This window comes from Archangium primigenium (assembly GCF_016904885.1).
Lineage (GTDB): Bacteria > Myxococcota > Myxococcia > Myxococcales > Myxococcaceae > Cystobacter > Cystobacter primigenius.
The window spans coordinates 4,085,189-4,101,651 of sequence record NZ_JADWYI010000001.1; the positions used below are offsets into that span (position 1 = coordinate 4,085,189).

Below are 16,463 nucleotides of genomic sequence, written 5' to 3' on the forward strand. Positions count from 1 at the left end.
GCTCACGCCGTGAGGTTCAGCGGCGATGCCGCGCGGCGACCTGGAAGAGTTGGGTGAGGGAGAAGTCCAGCAGCGACTGGCACGAGCCCAGGTAGTGCGCTGCCCGTGCGAAAGGGAACCAGACACGTTCACCCACGAGCACCTGGGCTTCTTCCATGCGTCGGCGGGGAATCCATTGGCCGCCCAGGTGGTGCACCAGCACCTGTCCCAGGTAGGCGCCCACGGCGGGCACCGCGTGCGCCTCGATGTGCTCGCGCTGGAACACCCGAGGGAACTCCTCCCGCCAGAACTGGAAGTCCACGTCCGTGAGCGATTCGGGCGTCGCCTCGAGGACCGAGGGCACTTTCGTGTGAAACAGCGCGACGAGATGCTCGGCGAGGGTGCGGTAGTGCGCACGGGCCTGTTCCTCGTCCTCCACGTCCGAGGGAAGGGCGGCGCTGGCGGGGCGCCACTCCTCTGGCGCGGGGGGGCTCCAGTCGTTGAAGTCGGCGATCTGGCGTTGACGTTCGTGGAGCGCGGCACGGTCCACCACGCGGGCGAGCAGGGGCGCCACGTCCGAGGGAAAGCGTGGCTCCACGGGGGCGAGGGCCGCGCTGCGCGCGTGCAGGGTGCGCCGCACGGTGGTCAGGTCGAGGTCCGGTCGCAGGTGGGCGTGGGCGCGCGCCTGGGCCTCGCGTGCGGGGGCGCTGGCGAAGTCCGCCAGGGTGGGCCACGTCACCAGGAGGACGGAGCCATCGGGCAAGGACTCCACCCGATGGGCGGGTGTGGAGAGCATGCGGTCGCGACCCACGGTCTCCACCAGTCTTGGACCGAAGACGTTCAGCCAGGACACCTCGTAGATCTGATCGAACCCATCCTGGCGCGAGCGCCTTTCGTCCCGGCCGAACGAGGGCGCACCCGCCAGGGCCCTGTCCGCGAGACTGTGCGCCGCGGCATGGGTGCCCGGGTAGCGCGACGCCCATGCGCGCACCAACTCCGTGAACCGCTGACAGCGTGCCTCGTCCGCGAACAGGGAGAGGGGCTGGATTTCGAGCAGGATGTTCAGCTCGGGAGCGAGTGGCGGAAAGGTGAGGCTGGTCCCCATTTCAAGGGCCGGGAGCTTCGTTCGGTAGAAGAAGAGGGACGCGGTCCTCTCACCGCGTTTCTCCTCCCAGCACTTCCGGATGGCGGCGCGGGAGTAGCGACGTCGTCGCTTGCCACTCACGAGCTCCGGCATCCACTCGCCCGCGTACTCCTCGAGGAATTGAACCAGAGGCGTCAGCTCGTGCTCCCACGCGGCCCGCGGGTCGAAGGCGCCGTCGAAAACCAGGACCAGGCTGTCTTCCCGCCGAGAGAGTTCCAGTTCCTTCATTGGACGGACACCTCCACGCCCTTGACCTCTCGCTCCGCATCTCGCAGGGCGGCCCTCACCGGGTCCAGGCGGTCGGGCATGAGACGACCGCCCTCGTAGATGAGGCGGATCCTGATGACGGGAACCTCTCGCTCATGGTGGAGAAGGGACTGAATCGATTCTCGGCGGATGTCCAGCGTCTCGCCATATTTGCGCAGCGCCTCTCTGGCGTCAGCGGTGAACTGGGACTGCAGGGCTTCGTACTTCAGATCCGAGAGGTCGCGGCTCTTGAAGCTGAACGTCTCCACGCGCGGCGGAGAACCAGCGCCTGGGTGTTCCTCGATGACGAGCACGTCCACGAACCGCAAACCGCTCCCTGGCTTCCATACACCCACGAACCTTTCGACGCGTGGGCGCTCGAAGTTCTCGAGGAAGCGACGCGAGGCCCGGGGCAGGGCCGCGTCGGCTCGCAGTTGCTCCACCATATGACGCTCGAAGGCGAGGCCTCGGGCGAACCCTCCCCGCATCGCCTCGTAGGCGTCCCAGAGCAGTGGTCCCTCGGCGGCCGTGCCCCGCCGGAGATCTCCGAGGCGCTGCTCCCGGTAGGCGACGTACTCGATCCATCGAGGGTTGCCCTGGGCTTCAGGGGGCGGCGCCTTCAGGGCGGACTGCTGCCGCTCCAACAGGGAGACGTCCCTGGGAAGACGCGGCCCCGTGGCTTCCCGCTCCACCAGGGCCAGGCGTGCTTCCACCACCTCGCGTGTGAGACCCGCGCCTTCGTCCACCAGGGCGGCCCGTCCACTCTTCACCGAGGAGGGACCCGCGCGTGGGGATTTCCCCTGGGTCATCCACGCCTGGGCCCTGGCCACATCGCCTCGGGTTTCGTGCAGGGCGAGCGCCGCGTCCATGCCGCCCTCGGCCACGAAGAAACCCGCTTCTCTCCGGGCGCGGATATTCCCGAAGAGCTCCCGCATGCCCTCCACGCCCCAGCGGGCTTCCCACTGGCGTCCCAGTTCCTGGAGTGCTTCCAGCCGTGGAGCACGCATGCCGCGACCGCTCGCGTACAGGCCCACCATCAGGGCCGCGGGCGCCAGTTCCTGCGTGGCCCGTTCGTACTGGCCTCGAGCGAGGGCGCTGACGCCGTGTCCCGTGCTGGCCACCAGGTAGTAGAAGCCCAGCGGCACGCCGAATGTCATCGCGTCGAAGCCTCCCGTCGCGATGCTGCCTGGCGCGAAGTGCCGCCTCGCCAGGGCTCGTTCCACCTCGCTCGCGGCGTGCTGGTAGGGCGCAGGCAGAAGGGCCCACCGAGCGGACAACTCGGCGTAACGGCCGCCATCGCTCAGGGGACTGGTGCGCACGAGGTCCCGGACGGCCCTGCCCAGACCCCGCGGCACGTCCGAGGCCTGCTCTCCACGCTCGGGGTAGGCCGAGAGCGGCAGGCCTCTCGCCTCCAACTGCGCGAGGACGGTGGGCATGAGCGCCAGCGTTTGTCCCAACCGCTTGTCCCGAGCGAGCAGTCGCAACACCGCATCCACTTCATCGTCATGCGCCGTGTGCAACACGAAGAGCGCGAACACCTCGGCGTGCGGGACGCCATAACGCTCGGTGGTGGTGACGAGAAACGCGGCGCGTTTGCGCTGGAGGATTGCGGCTGCGTCCGCGCGCATGGGTCCCAAGGCCCCCAATCGCACGGCGCTCCAGTCATCCAGAGCCTCCACCACCCGGGGCATGTCCACCCGCCGCTGGAGCGCCACGTAATCGGCGGGCGAGGCACACGCCAGGAACGGCGCCAGGAGCGCCTCGGCATCGGCGGACAGGTCAGGCCAGCCCGGATCCGCCCGGACCTCGTCACGCCGGACGTCCTCCCGGGGAGACAGCGCGGCCGCGGGTGCCGCCATGGCGCCCAGGCGTGGGACCCCCCGTACGGGTCCCGTGGCGCAACCCAGGCCCAGCACGACCAGGGCCAGGAGCGCCAGTCCGTGACCCGGTTGGCTCACGCCCGGCCGTGGGTGAGGGCCTGCTTCACCGTGCGGACCGCGAGCGCCAGCACCACCAACGCGCTCGCGAGCACCGTCTGCGAGCCACCCACGGGGAAGTTGTAGAAGTAGGCGACGAGGTAGCCGCCCACGCCGGCCGCCGCTCCGGCGAGCGTGGACAGGAAGAAGGTCCACGGCAGGCGCAGGTCCAGCATCAGCGCGGCGATGGCCGAGAGGATGGAGAAGGCGAACACCGGCAGGGCGCCCAGCGCCCGCGCCGACACGCCCACCATCAGCCCGATGGAGATCATCAGCACGCCGTCGAGCATCCGCACGGGCAGCCCCTGCACGTGCGCCCCGGTGCGATCGAAGCTCGCGAAGGTGAGGCCTCGGAACCACCACAGGTGGATGACGAGGATGAGCCCGCCCGCCCACATCACGGCGAGCAGTTGGGGCCGCTCCACCAGCACCGCCGTGCCGAAGAGGATGCCCTGGATGTCATGGGCCTCCTGCGAGATGCGGTCGCCCACGAGGATGGCCGCGCCGCCCGTGAGCGCATAAGCCAGGCCCAGCACGCTCTCACGCGTGAGCCGCAGCCGCGCCGGATCCAACATCAGCACCAGCGTGGCCCCGAGCGCCAGCACCACCGCGCCCAGGGTCGGGTCCACGTGCATCCCCAGGTGGATCTCCGCGAAGAAGGCCAGCGCCACCCCGAGCCCCGCGGACTGCGTCACCGCCGCGCTCACGAACACCATGCGCCGCAGGACCACGTACACGCCCAGGAAGCCCAACACGCCCCCGGCGATGAGGGCGCACAGGATGGGATCCTCGAACAGCTCGTAGGCGTCCCAGAACTGGGCCCAGGTAGGCGTCTCGACGTGCGGATTCACGGGGCGGTCCTGTCGTGCGGGGACGGCGGATGGCGCGGGCAGTAGTCGTCGCCGTACTGGTGCCGGAAGGCGGGGTGGCAGAAGACCGTGTTCGCGTCTCCCAGCACCACGGAGGACGTCTCCCGGTCCACGAAGAGCAACTGGTCGGCGAACTCGGCGGCCACGCGCAGGTCATGGCTCACCACCACCACCGCGAGCCGCCGCTCGTGCGCGAGCTGCGCCAGCCGCTTCATCGTCTCGCGCTCGGCCACGGCGTCCATGGCGGCGGTGGGCTCGTCGAGCAGCACCAGGTCCGCCTCGGTGGCGAGCACCCGCGCGAGCAGGGCCCGCTGCTTCTGGCCCTCGGACAGCTCGCGGTAGGGCATCTGGGCGATGGGGCCCGCGCCGGCGGTCTCGATGGCCGCGCTCACCGCGCTCCGGTCCTCGCGCGAGGAGAAGGGCTTGAGGAAGTTCCACCCCGACAGCCGCCCCCAGCGCACCAGCTCCTTGGCGCGCACGGGCAGGAGCGCGTCGATGCCCGTGCTCTGGGGCACGTAGGCGCTGCGCACCTGGGGACTGGAGCGGAAGACGCGTCCGGACACCGGGCTGAGCAGGCCGAGCAGCGTCTTGAAGTACGTGCTCTTGCCCGAGCCGTTGCGCCCGATGACGGCCAGGAAAGTGCCTCGGTGGACCTGGAGGTTGATGGGCGGGAGCATGGGCTTGCCCTGATAGCCGATGCGCAGCTCCTCGCAGCACAGGAGCAGATCATCCGAGTGGGCGTGCGAGGCGGTCCGGGGCTCAGGGGTCTCCACGGGTGACCTCCGCCCGGGGGGCCACCTTCGCCAGCCGCTCCAGCAGCGCCGAGACCTCCGCGTCGCCCAGGGGCTTGTCGAAGTCCACGGCGTCGAACAGCGCCGGGGTCAGCGCCAGGGTCAGGTCCAGCTTCGCCAGGGGCGGCGTCTTGCGGTCCGACGGCAGATCCACCGCGCCCCCGAGCACCGCCACCGGCGTCTCCCCGGTCGCGGTCCGATCGATCTCGAAGCGGCGCTCGCCGGAGAAACGCGCGGGCACCCGGCCATCGCGCACCGTGCCCGTGAGCCGCAGGGCCTGGAGGCTCCAGCGCCCCTGGGCCACCTGGGTCTCGGGCAGGGCGCAGCCGGGCGTGCATCCGACGGCGCGGGTCTCGGGCGCGAGCAGGTTCCACGGCGCGCTGGACAGGAGCGTCACCACGGCGCTGGCCGCCGTGCCGCCGCCGGCCTCCGCCGCCACCTGCTCGTAGGGCACGAGCGCGCCATCGTTCCGGTGGCAGTGGCCGCCGTGGCACAGGGTGTAGCCCGGGGGCGGATGGGCGGGATCGAACGAGGCCCCACCACTGCCCGCGCTGATGAGCTCGATGCCGGTCAGGGTCAGCGAGGCCTCGTCCAGGCGCACCTGGTAGTCCGAGCTCAGGCGCTGGTAGCCGTCACCCGCGTCCCGGCCCGCCACGGGCTCATACGTGGCGCGCACGGTGGGCTCCACCACCGCGAAGCCCTGGCCGGGCTCCCAGGCGCACCCGGCGAGCGTCAGGCCCCCCAGCATGAAGAGAAGGCGCGCGCGCATGCCTCAGGTCCCCTTTCCCTGCAGGCCCTTCTCCAGCCGCTTCACCACGTCCTCGATGTGCTGGAGGTACGTCTCGCCCGCGCGGAAGTTGGTGCCTCCCGGCATGAGCACCAGGGGCGTGGGAATCTTCTGCGACACGAGCTTGGAGGTGGTGGACGGGTAGTACTCCTCCTGCAGCAGCAGGCGCGCCTTGCGCTGGCGCCCCTGGGCGAGCACCTCCACCACATGCGCGGGCGTGGGCGGGATGCCCGGCTTGGGCTCCAGGTAGGCGAACACCTCGAAGCCCAGCCAGTTGGACAGGTACGCCGTCGTGCGGTGGTAGGCGATCACCGGCTGGCCCTTGAGGCCCTCCAGGCGCTTCTGCCAGCCCCCCATGGCCTTCTGCATCTCGTCGGTGAAGCGGGCCAGGTTGGCGCGGTAGGCGTCCGCGTTCTTCGCGTCCAGGGTGATCATCCGGTCCGCGATGCCCTTGGCCACCGCCAGCCCGGCGCGGGGATCATAGAGGAAGTGCGGATTGCCGCCCGGGTGCACGTCCCCGTTGCTGCGATCCATGGGCACCGCGGGCACCTCGAGCTTCTGCACGAACTGGGACACGTCCAGGTAGCCCGCGCCATTGATGAGGATGCGCGGGTTGCGCGCGCCGTTCTGGAGCGTGGGCAGCCAGCCCACCTCCAGCTCCAAGCCGATGGCGAGCAGCATGTCGGCGCGGTTGAGCTCGAGCGCCAGGTTGGGCTTGGCGTCCACGAAGTGCGGGTCCTGCGTGGACAGGGCGAGCGCGGTGACCTGGACGTGGTCGCCCCCCACCGCCTTGGCCAGGGCGGCCAGGTCCGGCAGGGTCGCCACCACCCTCAGGTCGGCGCGGGCGGGAAGGGACAGCAGGACGCAGAGGGCGGCGCTCAGGGCCGCGAGCGAACGAAGCGGGTTCATGGGAACTCCGAGACAAAAAGAGGGAAGGGACTAGAAGGCGTGGGCGCCGTGGGCACCCATCACCACCTCGAGGGCGAGGAAGACCGAGGAGTCGCGCTGCTCGCGCCAGCGGGCGTTGTCGGTGGCGGCCTGCAGGCGCAGGCGGGAGAACTCGGTGGGCCAGAAGGTGACGTTGGCGGAGAGGCGCTCGCGCGAGTCGGTCCACTCGGGATCCAGCGGATCGTCCGCCACCGCGCCGCCAAGGCCGCGCGCGGGGCTTCCGAATTCATAGCGCGCCGCCAGGGCCCAGCGCTGGGAGAAGCGCCAGAGCGCCTGGGCATAGCCGTTGACGTCCGAGAGCACGTCCTGGGGCACCTGCCGGCGCCGGTAGAACAGCTCGCCCTGCAGCGTCACGATGGTGGTGCTGCCGCCCGACAAGGGCCGGTACTTGAGGTAGACGTCCGTGCCGAACACGTCGGCGCGGTTGCGGTAGCCCGAGGGCGTGGGGCCATCGGCCGCGGACAGGCCCCAGATGAGCGACAGGTCGTCCGACAGCGGGAAGAACTGCTTCACGGCGCCGGTGAACTGGAAGTCGAGCGGAGAGGAGACGCCCCCGCCCCCCGAGCCGAGGAAGCTGCGCGCGGTGCTCTCGCCGCTCGCGTCGGTGACGGAGCCGATGACCTCCACGTACCAGGGCAGGGGCGTGAGCCAGGAGCCCTCCACGCCCAGGCCGCGGTTGCCCTCGCCGCCGAACATCCGGCCGAGCGCGAAGGGCTGATCCACGAAGTCCCAGCTGTGCGGGTGCGTGGGGTTGAGCCGACCAAAGCGCGTGAGGAACTGCCCGGCGCGCAGCTGCAGGCTCCCGGGCAGCGCGCTGGTGGAGGCGTAGGCCTCCTCCACCTCGACGCCGAACTGGCTGAACACGATGTTGCCGGTGAACTGGAAGTAGGGGTCCACCGCCGTGTGCACCGACAGCTCCAACTGCTGCAGGTTGAAGCCGTTGGCGGTGGGGTCGTGCCCGCCCGACTGCAAGGGCTTCTCCGCGGTGAAGGCGGCCGCGGCGGCGTCGAGGATGAAGGACAGCTCCAGGCCCCGGAAGTTGATGTTCGAGGGGCTCAGCAGGATGCCACTGGAGCTGGTGGGCGAGGCGGAGGGCGGCGGCGGGGTGGTGCCCGAGGTCCGGGCGGCCTCGGCGGCCTCCTGACCGAGGGCCTTCTCGATGTCCGCCAGGTCCTCGGCGGAGACGTCCGCGGGGGGCGGGGAGGGCGCCGGCTCCGGCGCGGACTGGGCCCAGGTGGACCCGGGCGGAAGAAAGGCGAGACAGACGGTGATGCCGGCGAGCCGGCATGAAGACAGGAACACGGAACACTCCTCGAACGACACGTCCCGCGCGAAGGCGGACGTCGACCCGACGACTCCACTGCCACGGCGTCAGACGCGCGCGGGCGGGGAGGCCTTGGGGGCGAGATCGAGGATGGCCAGCGAGGAATGGGCGGGGCCTGGCGCGGGCGGAGGCGGCGCGTCCCGAGGCCCCACGGCGGGCACGGACAGGCCTCCGGGGGTGCTCGCGAGCACGCCCTTGCGCTCGTTGAAGGACAGACACGGGCACACCTGGTGGCCCGCGTCCGACGCCAGCTCCGTGGGCTGCTCCACCGCCGGGCCCTCGGCGAGCGGCTCGCCGCGCATGACGCCCGAGGCGGCCGGCGCTTCCTCGAACGCGGAGTGGGCCGGGCAGTAGCGGTGGCCGTGCTCCCGCCCATGACCGAGCACCGCCAGCGACTGGGCCAGCCACAGCGCCACCAGGAGCGGCGCGAGGAGAGGGCCTGCGATGTGGGCTCGGGAGCGCATCGATGAGGGACGGTGGGATGGCTCTACTGACGCCTCCGGGGGGTGTCAAGCCATCCGTCCCCCACGTCTTCCTGGAGACCCGGCGGGGGCTTCGCTGTAGGTTGCGCCTCCATGGAACATCGCCGAGCGACACCCGATCGGGCCGCCATGGCCGCCGCCATCCAGGCCTTCCTCGACGCGGCGGGCCTGCGGACCGAGGGCGACCCCAACCTCGCGCAGACCCCGGAGCGGGTCGCCGAGGCCTGGACGGAGGAGTTCCTGGACGGCTACGGCCGGACGCCCGAGGAGGCGCTCGGTGAGCTGTTCCCGGCCCCGCGCGACTCGGTGGGGGAGCTGGTGGTGGTGACCGACCTGCGCTTCCACTCCATGTGCCCGCACCACCTGTTGCCCGTCGCGGGCCGGGCCCACGTGGCCTACGTGCCGTCGAAGCAGGTGACGGGCTTTGGTCGGCTCGGCGAGCTCGTGGACTGCTTCGCCCACCGGCTCATCCTCCAGGAGGACCTGGCGCGCGAGGTGGCCCAGTCCCTGGCCCGGGTGCTCGACAGCCCCGCCACCGCCTGCATCATCGAGGCGGAGCAGGCGTGCCTGCGCCTCCGGGGCCCGCGGCAGCGCGACGCCGTCACGCACTCGGAGGCCTACGAGGGCCTGTTGCGCGGCGATGGCGCCCTGCGTCGTGAGCTGTGGGCGCGACTCACGCTCGCGCGCCGCTGAAGTCCGGGCCCGTGCCCGTTATCTCCTCCGCCGTGGAGTCCATCCAATGAGCCTGCCCGCCGAGCGGACCTTTCCCCGACCCGATCGTGCCCTCGTGGAGCGCGCGCACGCGGCCCTGTTGGAGGTGCTCTCCGCCGGGCAGGTGCGCCGCGACGAGGCCACGCTCGAGCGCTACGCCCGGGACGAGTCCGACTCGGGCGTGTACCCGCCCGACGTGGTGGTCTTCCCCGAGGACACCGCCCAGGTGTCCGCCGTCTTCCGCGTGTGTCAGGCGCTCGGGGTGCCCTTCACGCCGTGCGGCGCGCGCAGCGGCAAGAGCGGGGGCTCCTTGCCCCTGCGCGGTGGCGTGTCGGTGAGCCTGGAGCGGATGAACCGCATCCTCTCCGTCTCGGCGGAGGACCTCACGGCGGTGCTCCAGCCCGGCGTCATCACGGGGGACCTGATGCGCGCGGTGGAGGCCCAGGGCCTCTTCTACCCGCCGGATCCCAACTCGTGGGATCTCTGCACCATGGGGGGCAACGTGGCGGAGAACGCCGGCGGCCCCCGGGCGCTCAAGTACGGCGTCACCCGCGACTACGTCATCGGCCTGGAGTGGGTGCTGCCCTCGGGTGAGGTGCTGCGCGTGGGGCGGCGCACGCTCAAGGGCGTGGCGGGCTACGATCTGGTGGGTCTGTTCGTGGGCTCGGAGGGCACGCTGGGCGTGGCCACGGAAATCACCGTGCAGCTCTTGCCCCTGCCGCGCCACGTGAAGACGGCCCTGGCGGTGTTCGACTCGGTGCACACCGCCGCGCACGCCATCACCGCGGTGCTGGCCTCCGGCAGCGTGCCGCGCACGTTGGAGCTCATCGACGACACGGCCCTCCTGGCGGTGCGCGACCGGGGCTTTCCCTTCCCCCCGGGCGCGGGCTCGGCCGTCATCCTCGAGGTGGACGGGCACGGCGAGGAGGGGGTGTTCGCGGAGCTCGTGCACCTGGGCGAGGTGTGCGAGCGCCACGGCGCGAGCGAGGTGCTGGTGGCCCAGGACGCCTCCCAGCGCGAGAAGCTCTGGGCCGTGCGCCGCCAGGTGTCCCCCGCGCTGCGCGCGCTGCGGCCCCATAAAATCTCCGAGGACATCGCCGTGCCGCGCTCGCGCATCCCCGAGGTCATCCGCGCCCTCAAGGACATGGGGACCGAGCTGGGCCTGCTCGTGGCCACGTATGGTCACGCGGGGGACGGCAACCTGCACGCCAACCTGCTGTACGAGGGGCCGCACCAACGGGCGCTCGTGGAGCAAGGCATCCGGAGAATGCTGGAGATCACCGTCTCCTTGGGCGGCACCATCACCGGCGAGCATGGCGTCGGGCATGCCAAACGGGAATACCTGTCACTGGAGCAATCCCCGGGACTGCTGGAGTTCCAGCGCAACCTGAAACTCTTTTTCGACCCCAAGGGATTGCTCAACCCGGAGAAGATCTTTCCCGTGCCCGTGCGTTCCTAGCCCTTGTGGGCACGCGCGCTCGCTCGAGGTCGCCCCTGGGGGAGCAGGTGCGGACGGCTTGTAGACAGCTTAAGCCAGACGAATACCCCTCGCCTCCTTTCCCGTGTGCGGCCGAGAAACCATTTAGGCCCCGGTGCGTCCTATTTGTGTGTGGACGCGGAAAAGGGGGCGAGCGCGTCCGATTCGAACGACTACGGAGGACGCGAGAACATGGCGACCAGGACGATGAAGTACGGAGCCGAGGGTCTTTCCCACTACCTGCGCCACCTCGGGGATCATTCGCAGCTGACCCGGGAGCAGGAGTACGAGCTGGCGGGCCGGGCCCGCAAGGGTGACGAGGCGGCGCGGCAGTTGCTGGCCTCGTCCAATCTGGCGTTCGTGGTGGCGGTGGCCAAGAAGTTCGCCAACCGCGGCGCCCGGCTGGATGACCTCATCCAGGAGGGCAACGTGGGCCTGATGAAGGCCATCGAGCACTTCGACCCGAAGAAGAACGTGCGCTTCGCCACCTATGCGGTGTGGTGGATTCGCGCCTACATCACGCGCTACCTCAAGGACAACCGCAGCCAGGTGCGCGGCGGCGAGTCCGAGCGCGGCAGCATGACGGACTTCTCGCTCGACGCGAGCATCGACGAGGACGGCGAGACGACGTTCCTCGACCGGCTGGAGGACTCGGGGCCCTCGCCCCAGGCCATCTTCCTGTCGCGCGAGCAGGACGGCGAGGTGCAGGAGGCGCTGGCCAAGGTGCGCAAGCGCATTGGCGACCTGGGCTGGGACATCCTCCAGGAGCGCCTCACCCAGGAGAAGCCGCGCACCCTGGAAGAGCTGGGGCAGCGCTGGGGCGTGTCGCGCGAGCGCGTGCGGCAGGTGGAGCTCAAGACGAAGAACTTCCTCGAGCGCTACCTGGCGGCTTTCAACCAGGACGAAGAGGGCATGGGGCCTTCCTCGGTGGACGCCGCATAACGGGAGGACCGCTCCCATGACGTGCCGCGCTTCGGGCGGTGTCTCCAGGCTCACGGGTGCCTGGGGCACCGCCTTCGTTTTTGCCGGAGGGGCGTGCTAACACCCGGCGCATGCCCTCTCCGCGTCTGCTGTCCGTCCTCGCCCTGATGATGGCCTCGCCGTCCCTGGCCGCGACCCCCGAAGAGCTGTCCGTGCTGGATGCCCAGTACAAGCGGCGCGATGACGCCGTCGCGGTCAAGGAGCAGGAGGAGTCGCTCAAGAAGGCCCTGACCGCCGAGCCCCAGGACTACGAGCTGCTCTGGCGCAAGGCGCGGCTACTGCAGTGGCAGGCGGATGGCGCCGGCGACAATCCCAAGCTCAAGAAGAGCCTCGGCAAGCAGGCCTGGGACGTGGCGGATCAGGCCATCAAGGCGGCCCCCGAGCGCGTGGAGGGGCACTACTACGGCGCCGCGGGCGTGGGCGCCTACTCGCAGGCGGTGGGCATCATGAAGGCCCTGGGCGAGGGGCTCGAGGGCAAGTTCAACGAGCGCCTGGACAAGGCGATCAAGCTGGATGCCCAGTACGAGCGCGGCGCGCCGCTCATCGCCAAGGGGCGCTACTACTTCGAGCTGCCCTGGCCCAAGCGCGACCTGAAGAAGTCCGCCCAGCTCTACGACAAGGTGCTCGCGGCGCACCCGGGCAACCTGCGCGCCTGGACGTACCTGGCCGAGACGCGCCTCAAGGACGGGGACGCCAAGGCCGCGCTGGAGGCCGTGGACAAGGCCCTCGCGGGGAGCACGGCGTACGATCCGCCCGAGGCCCAGCGCGCCCTGGCCGAGGCCCGGAAGCTCAAGCCCACCATCGAGGCGGAGCTCAAGTAGCGCGCCCCAACGACGACGCCCGGGCGAGAGGCCCCGGGTCGGGGTCGCACTCGCACGGGCGTGGGAAGACGCGAAAGCGGGGAGGGGAGCGGCGGGGCTTCAGCCCTGATGGCTGGTGGTGCGCGCGCCGACGTCCTTGTCCACGGTGCCACCCTGGGCGAGCGTCGCCGCCGGCTTCTTGTCGTCGGCCGGAGCGTCCTCGCCCCCGAAGCCGCGCTTGAAGTTGCGAATGGCGCTCCCCAGCGAGGAGCCGAGCTGCGGCAGGCGCGAGCCTCCAAAGAGGAGGAGCAGCACTCCCATGATCAGCAGAATCTCCGACATCTTCAGACCCATCACGGGCTCCTTGGCAAAGACGGGCCCAGGATAGCCCCAGCGCCCCGCCATCGCCAGCGCCACGTCGAGGGGCACCTACACCTGGACGCTCGTGGAGGTAGCAAGCGCGATGGGAAGCGTGAGGGACAGCGTGGTGCCACCCGCGTCGGTGCTCGCGTCCACGGCGCCCCCGAGCACCTCCACCTCCTGGCGCGCGAGCGCCATGCGCAGGGAGTCCTCGAGCTTCTTCTCCTGGAAGGCGCGCTCCTCGCGCACGAAGGTGAGGGCGAGCTCCTCGGGGGTGAGCGGCACGCCGTCGCGGCGCACCTCCACGCGCAGCCACGCGCCCTCGGAACGCACCCGCACGCGCAGCTGCTCGCCGGCCTGCGCGCGCAAGAGGTGGTGGCGCAGGAAGGCCTCCACGGCGTGCTGCACCCGACCCGCGTCCACGTCCACCTCGGGCAGGGGCCGCTCGGGCAGCTCCAGGCCGAGCGCCACGCTCGCGCCTCCCGCCAGCTCCATGTGCCGCTCCACCGCGGTCACCAGCAGCGGCTCCAGGGCCTGCCGCTCCCGCTCGTACGCGAGCATGCCCAGGTCCGCCCGGCTCGCATCGAAGAAGTCCTGCGCGAAGGACAGGGCCTTGTCGGTGTTGCGCAGGATGGTCTCCAGGCCCCGCTTGGCCTTGGCCTCCAGGGGGATGCGCCCGTTGAGCAGCAAGGCCGCGTAGGAGCGCACGTTGGCGAGCGAGCCACGCAGGTCGTGCGACGCCAGCCCCAGGTAGCGGATGCGGCGCTGCAGGCCACACGTGCCACTCGTCACCGGCCGCGCCCACACCAGCAGGTCGCCATCCGGCAGCCGCCGCTCGCCCACGCGCAGGGCCCACTCGCCCCGCTCCCAGACGCCCGCGCCCCCGTGGGAGTGGAAGCCCGCGCCGGCCAGCAACTCGGATGCCGACGCCACCGACTCGGGCAGCCGCTCGCACCCCAGCCAGCCCCGCAGCCGATCGTCCAGCTCCCGCAAGACCCCTCGCCGCGAGAGGATGGCGAAGCCGGGCTCGCCGTCGTCCTCCAGCCGCTGTCTGTCGAGATCGCCCGTCACGCCTGCCGTCTCCTGGTCCGTGGATCAATGCAAGAGTGGGTCGTCACTGTCGATTTTGCAACGGGCCAGTGACACCCCATCCCCGGCGGGTGGATTTCTCCCTCACCTTGACGCGCCTTGAGGGAAAATCGAGTCCGCGCGCTACTTCATGGAGAAGAATCTGTCTTCCGCCAACAGCCAGCCCATGCCACCCCAGGGCACCGTGGTGCTCGTCGTCGATGACGACCCCGATATCCTCGAGGCCCTTTCGGAGATCCTCGAGGCCGAGAACTTCGAGATCCGCCGCGCGCGCAACGGTCAGGAAGCGCTGGAGCGGCTGGAGCCGGACCCGCCCAGGCTCATCCTGTTGGATCTGATGATGCCCGTCATGGACGGGTGGGAGTTCGCCAAGCTCATGCGCCAGCGGCCGCGCGTGGCCCACATCCCCATCATCGTCCTGAGCGCGGATCGCAACGTGGGCAGCAAGGCCAACGACATCGGCGCGGTGGGACACCTGGCCAAGCCCTTCGAGCTCAACGACCTCTTGGACATGGTGCGCCGCACGCTCGCGCTGCCCGTCCACCCGGCCTAGTCCCCGACACGTGCGGGCTTGACCTGCCGGGGCGGCGTCATTACGGTCCGCCCCGACGTTGATTCAGTAATCAACCCACCTCAACGGAGTGCGTCATGACGTCCAAGGACATTCTCGAGACCCAGATCCCGGAGCGTCTCCGGGCCAACCCCGCGCTGGCCAAGGAGATCAACAGCGTCATCCTCTTCGACGTGAGCGGCGAGGGTGGCGGCAAGTGGACGCTGGACACCACCAAGAGCGAGGGCTGGGTGTCCGAGGGCGACGCGGGCGCGTCGAAGATGACCGTCTCCGTGTCCAACGAGGACTTCGTGAAGATCGTCTCCAAGCAGCTCAACGCCCAGATGGCGGCCATGCAGGGCAAGCTCAAGTTCAAGCCGATGGACATGGGCCTGGCCATGAAGCTGGCCAAGCTGCTGGGGTAGAGTACACGGAACGCCGCGTCCCCCCGGGCGCGGCGATCCAACGGGCGGCGCGTGCTCCTCGCTGGGAGCCGCGCCGCTTCTTTTTTGTCCGGTCACCCCCACCGCCCCCCTCGCCATGAACACATCGCCGCTCGCCGGACTCAAGGTCCTGGATCTCTCCCGCCTGCTGCCGGGCCCCTACGCCACGCTGGTGCTCGCCGACCTCGGCGCCCAGGTGGACCGGGTGGAGGAGCCCAACGGGGGCGATCCCGTGCGGCACATGCCGCCCTTCCGGGACGGCGAGAGCGCGCTGCACCATGGGCTCAACCGCAACAAGCGCTCCCTCACGCTCGACCTCAAGTCACCCGAGGGCCGCGCCGCGCTGCGGCGCCTGGTGACGCGTTACGACGTGCTGGTGGAGACCTTCCGACCCGGCGTCATGGAGCGGCTGGGGCTGGGCTACGACGCGCTGCGCGCGCACAACCCCCGGCTCATCTACTGCGCCATCTCCGGCTACGGCCAGACGGGCCCGGACCGCCTGCGCGCGGGGCATGACCTCAACTACGTGGCGCGCGCGGGCGTGCTCGGCTACGGCGGCGCGCCGGACGCCCCGCCCGCCTTCCCCGGCGTGCAGATGGGCGACATCGGCGGCAGCCTCTTCGCCCTCACCGGCGTGCTCGCGGCGCTGTACGAGCGCGAGCGCACCGGCGTGGGCCGTTTCGTGGATATTTCCATGACGGACGGAGCCACGGCCTTCCTGCACATGCATCTGGCGGCGCGCCTGTTCATGGGGGAGCAGGGGGCGGCGCTGCGCCGCGGCGAGGAGGCGCTCAACGGGGGCCTGCCCTGCTACGGCGTGTACCGCACCCAGGACGGTCGTGCGCTCGCCGTGGGAGCGTTGGAGCCGCGCTTCTTCGCCGGGGTGTGCGAGGCGCTCGGGCATCCGGAATGGATGGAGGACGCCTACGCGTCTGATGGAGGCGCCGCGCGCGTCAAGGCGGAGCTCACGCGGCTCATCGCCGAGCGGCCGCTCGCGCACTGGACGGCCCTCTTCGCGGACCGGGACGTGTGCGTCGAGCCCGTACTGGAGGGGGACGAGGTGCTCGCGGACGCACAGTTGCGCGCACGCGGTCTTTTTCTGCGGTCCGAGGACACCCCGCCTGGGCACGGGCCGACCCACCTGCGCACGCCCCTGCGGTTGGGCGAGGTGCCCCCCCGTGCGCCGCCCTCGCTGGGTCAGCACTCGCGCGCCATCCTCGCGGACGCGGGCTTCAATCATGAAGAGATTGAAAAGCTCGTGAAGTAGGTCATGCCAGCAATTGGTTGACCCAGTCCAGGAGTGGATCGCGCTCGGAAATCCAGGCGTCTCCATTGGAGATGGGGTCTGCCTTTACCCGCTCCCCATCATCGGGCGAGGCGTGCGATTTTGTGCGCGCTCTCCTCGGAGGCAGGGATGCCCGGCGCGGTGAGGAGAGCGGATGTTTCCGGGGGGGGCTGTCCAGGGTAGGGGTTTGCCCAGACCGGAGCGCGAGCGCGGCGAAACCG

General features: G+C 70.6%; 17 protein-coding genes. 7 read left to right on the forward strand and 10 right to left on the reverse strand.

Translation table 11 applies throughout. The annotated features are described in order from the left end of the window. Positions 1–16: 16 nt before the first annotated feature. The 8 genes from I3V78_RS16990 to I3V78_RS17025 form a co-directional block, all read right to left on the reverse strand. Positions 17–1,351: a hypothetical protein gene (locus tag I3V78_RS16990; RefSeq protein ID WP_204489343.1), complete on the reverse strand. Its 1,335-nt coding sequence runs from the start codon at positions 1,349–1,351 to the stop codon at positions 17–19. Next, entirely contained in the window at positions 1,348–3,327 is a 1,980-nt protein-coding gene (locus tag I3V78_RS16995; RefSeq protein ID WP_204489345.1) for a hypothetical protein, read from the reverse strand. Before I3V78_RS16995 ends, I3V78_RS16990 begins: the two co-directional genes overlap by 4 nt. Further along, the gene (locus I3V78_RS17000) at positions 3,324–4,196 is read right to left on the reverse strand and encodes a metal ABC transporter permease (protein ID WP_204489347.1); all 873 of its coding nucleotides are present in this window, start codon (positions 4,194–4,196) and stop codon (positions 3,324–3,326) included. The genes I3V78_RS16995 and I3V78_RS17000 overlap by 4 nt, the downstream gene beginning before the upstream one ends. Beyond that, positions 4,193–4,987 (reverse strand): metal ABC transporter ATP-binding protein, encoded by a 795-nt coding sequence (locus I3V78_RS17005; protein WP_338023630.1) that lies wholly within the window; start codon positions 4,985–4,987, stop codon positions 4,193–4,195. Before I3V78_RS17005 ends, I3V78_RS17000 begins: the two co-directional genes overlap by 4 nt. Then, positions 4,974–5,774: a hypothetical protein gene (locus I3V78_RS17010; protein ID WP_204489350.1), complete on the reverse strand. Its 801-nt coding sequence runs from the start codon at positions 5,772–5,774 to the stop codon at positions 4,974–4,976. The genes I3V78_RS17005 and I3V78_RS17010 overlap by 14 nt, the downstream gene beginning before the upstream one ends. 3 nt (positions 5,775–5,777) lie before the next feature. Continuing rightward, positions 5,778–6,701: a metal ABC transporter substrate-binding protein gene (locus tag I3V78_RS17015; protein ID WP_204489360.1), complete on the reverse strand. Its 924-nt coding sequence runs from the start codon at positions 6,699–6,701 to the stop codon at positions 5,778–5,780. A 30-nt stretch (positions 6,702–6,731) separates the two neighbouring features. Further along, positions 6,732–8,042 (reverse strand): porin family protein, encoded by a 1,311-nt coding sequence (locus I3V78_RS17020; protein WP_204489362.1) that lies wholly within the window; start codon positions 8,040–8,042, stop codon positions 6,732–6,734. Between the two features lie 69 nt (positions 8,043–8,111). Then, entirely contained in the window at positions 8,112–8,480 is a 369-nt protein-coding gene (locus tag I3V78_RS17025) for a hypothetical protein (RefSeq protein ID WP_204489364.1), read from the reverse strand. 195 nt (positions 8,481–8,675) lie between these two features. Here I3V78_RS17025 and folE point away from each other — a divergent pair, with 195 nt between their 5' ends. From folE to I3V78_RS17045, 4 genes are all read left to right on the forward strand, one after another. After that, positions 8,676–9,239: a GTP cyclohydrolase I gene (gene folE, locus I3V78_RS17030; protein ID WP_420840452.1), complete on the forward strand. Its 564-nt coding sequence runs from the start codon at positions 8,676–8,678 to the stop codon at positions 9,237–9,239. Positions 9,240–9,285: 46 nt separating this feature from the next. After that, the gene (locus I3V78_RS17035; RefSeq protein ID WP_204489368.1) at positions 9,286–10,716 is read left to right on the forward strand and encodes an FAD-binding oxidoreductase; all 1,431 of its coding nucleotides are present in this window, start codon (positions 9,286–9,288) and stop codon (positions 10,714–10,716) included. 210 nt (positions 10,717–10,926) lie between these two features. After that, complete coding sequence (locus tag I3V78_RS17040; RefSeq protein WP_204489371.1) at positions 10,927–11,676, forward strand: sigma-70 family RNA polymerase sigma factor; 750 nt, start codon at positions 10,927–10,929, stop codon at positions 11,674–11,676. Between the two features lie 110 nt (positions 11,677–11,786). Next, on the forward strand, positions 11,787–12,536 hold the full coding sequence (locus I3V78_RS17045; RefSeq protein ID WP_204489373.1) for a tetratricopeptide repeat protein: 750 nt from the start codon (positions 11,787–11,789) through the stop codon (positions 12,534–12,536). A gap of 99 nt (positions 12,537–12,635) precedes the next feature. Here the strand turns inward: I3V78_RS17045 and I3V78_RS17050 are convergent, their stop codons facing one another. Further along, on the reverse strand, positions 12,636–12,869 hold the full coding sequence (locus I3V78_RS17050; RefSeq protein WP_239576464.1) for a twin-arginine translocase TatA/TatE family subunit: 234 nt from the start codon (positions 12,867–12,869) through the stop codon (positions 12,636–12,638). Between the two features lie 75 nt (positions 12,870–12,944). Further along, the gene (locus I3V78_RS17055; protein ID WP_338023631.1) at positions 12,945–13,946 is read right to left on the reverse strand and encodes a sensor histidine kinase; all 1,002 of its coding nucleotides are present in this window, start codon (positions 13,944–13,946) and stop codon (positions 12,945–12,947) included. A 184-nt stretch (positions 13,947–14,130) separates the two neighbouring features. Between I3V78_RS17055 and I3V78_RS17060 the strand changes: the two genes are divergently transcribed. From I3V78_RS17060 to I3V78_RS17070, 3 genes are all read left to right on the forward strand, one after another. Further along, complete coding sequence (locus I3V78_RS17060) at positions 14,131–14,517, forward strand: response regulator (protein WP_204496678.1); 387 nt, start codon at positions 14,131–14,133, stop codon at positions 14,515–14,517. Between the two features lie 95 nt (positions 14,518–14,612). Then, complete coding sequence (locus tag I3V78_RS17065) at positions 14,613–14,939, forward strand: SCP2 sterol-binding domain-containing protein (protein ID WP_204489376.1); 327 nt, start codon at positions 14,613–14,615, stop codon at positions 14,937–14,939. Positions 14,940–15,054: 115 nt separating this feature from the next. Then, complete coding sequence (locus I3V78_RS17070; protein WP_204489379.1) at positions 15,055–16,224, forward strand: CaiB/BaiF CoA transferase family protein; 1,170 nt, start codon at positions 15,055–15,057, stop codon at positions 16,222–16,224. The last annotated feature ends 239 nt before the right edge of the window (positions 16,225–16,463 follow it).

Coding starts and splice junctions, on each gene's coding strand:
- I3V78_RS17010 (WP_204489350.1), bottom strand. CDS start 5,774: ATGCGCGCGCGCCTTCTCTTCATGCTGGGGGGCCTGACGCTCGCCGGG.
- I3V78_RS17050 (WP_239576464.1), bottom strand. CDS start 12,869: ATGGGTCTGAAGATGTCGGAGATTCTGCTGATCATGGGAGTGCTGCTC.
- I3V78_RS17045 (WP_204489373.1), top strand. CDS start 11,787: ATGCCCTCTCCGCGTCTGCTGTCCGTCCTCGCCCTGATGATGGCCTCG.
- I3V78_RS16990 (WP_204489343.1), bottom strand. CDS start 1,351: ATGAAGGAACTGGAACTCTCTCGGCGGGAAGACAGCCTGGTCCTGGTT.
- folE (WP_420840452.1), top strand. CDS start 8,676: ATGGCCGCCGCCATCCAGGCCTTCCTCGACGCGGCGGGCCTGCGGACC.
- I3V78_RS17060 (WP_204496678.1), top strand. CDS start 14,131: ATGCCACCCCAGGGCACCGTGGTGCTCGTCGTCGATGACGACCCCGAT.
- I3V78_RS17065 (WP_204489376.1), top strand. CDS start 14,613: ATGACGTCCAAGGACATTCTCGAGACCCAGATCCCGGAGCGTCTCCGG.
- I3V78_RS17035 (WP_204489368.1), top strand. CDS start 9,286: ATGAGCCTGCCCGCCGAGCGGACCTTTCCCCGACCCGATCGTGCCCTC.
- I3V78_RS17015 (WP_204489360.1), bottom strand. CDS start 6,701: ATGAACCCGCTTCGTTCGCTCGCGGCCCTGAGCGCCGCCCTCTGCGTC.
- I3V78_RS17040 (WP_204489371.1), top strand. CDS start 10,927: ATGGCGACCAGGACGATGAAGTACGGAGCCGAGGGTCTTTCCCACTAC.
- I3V78_RS17070 (WP_204489379.1), top strand. CDS start 15,055: ATGAACACATCGCCGCTCGCCGGACTCAAGGTCCTGGATCTCTCCCGC.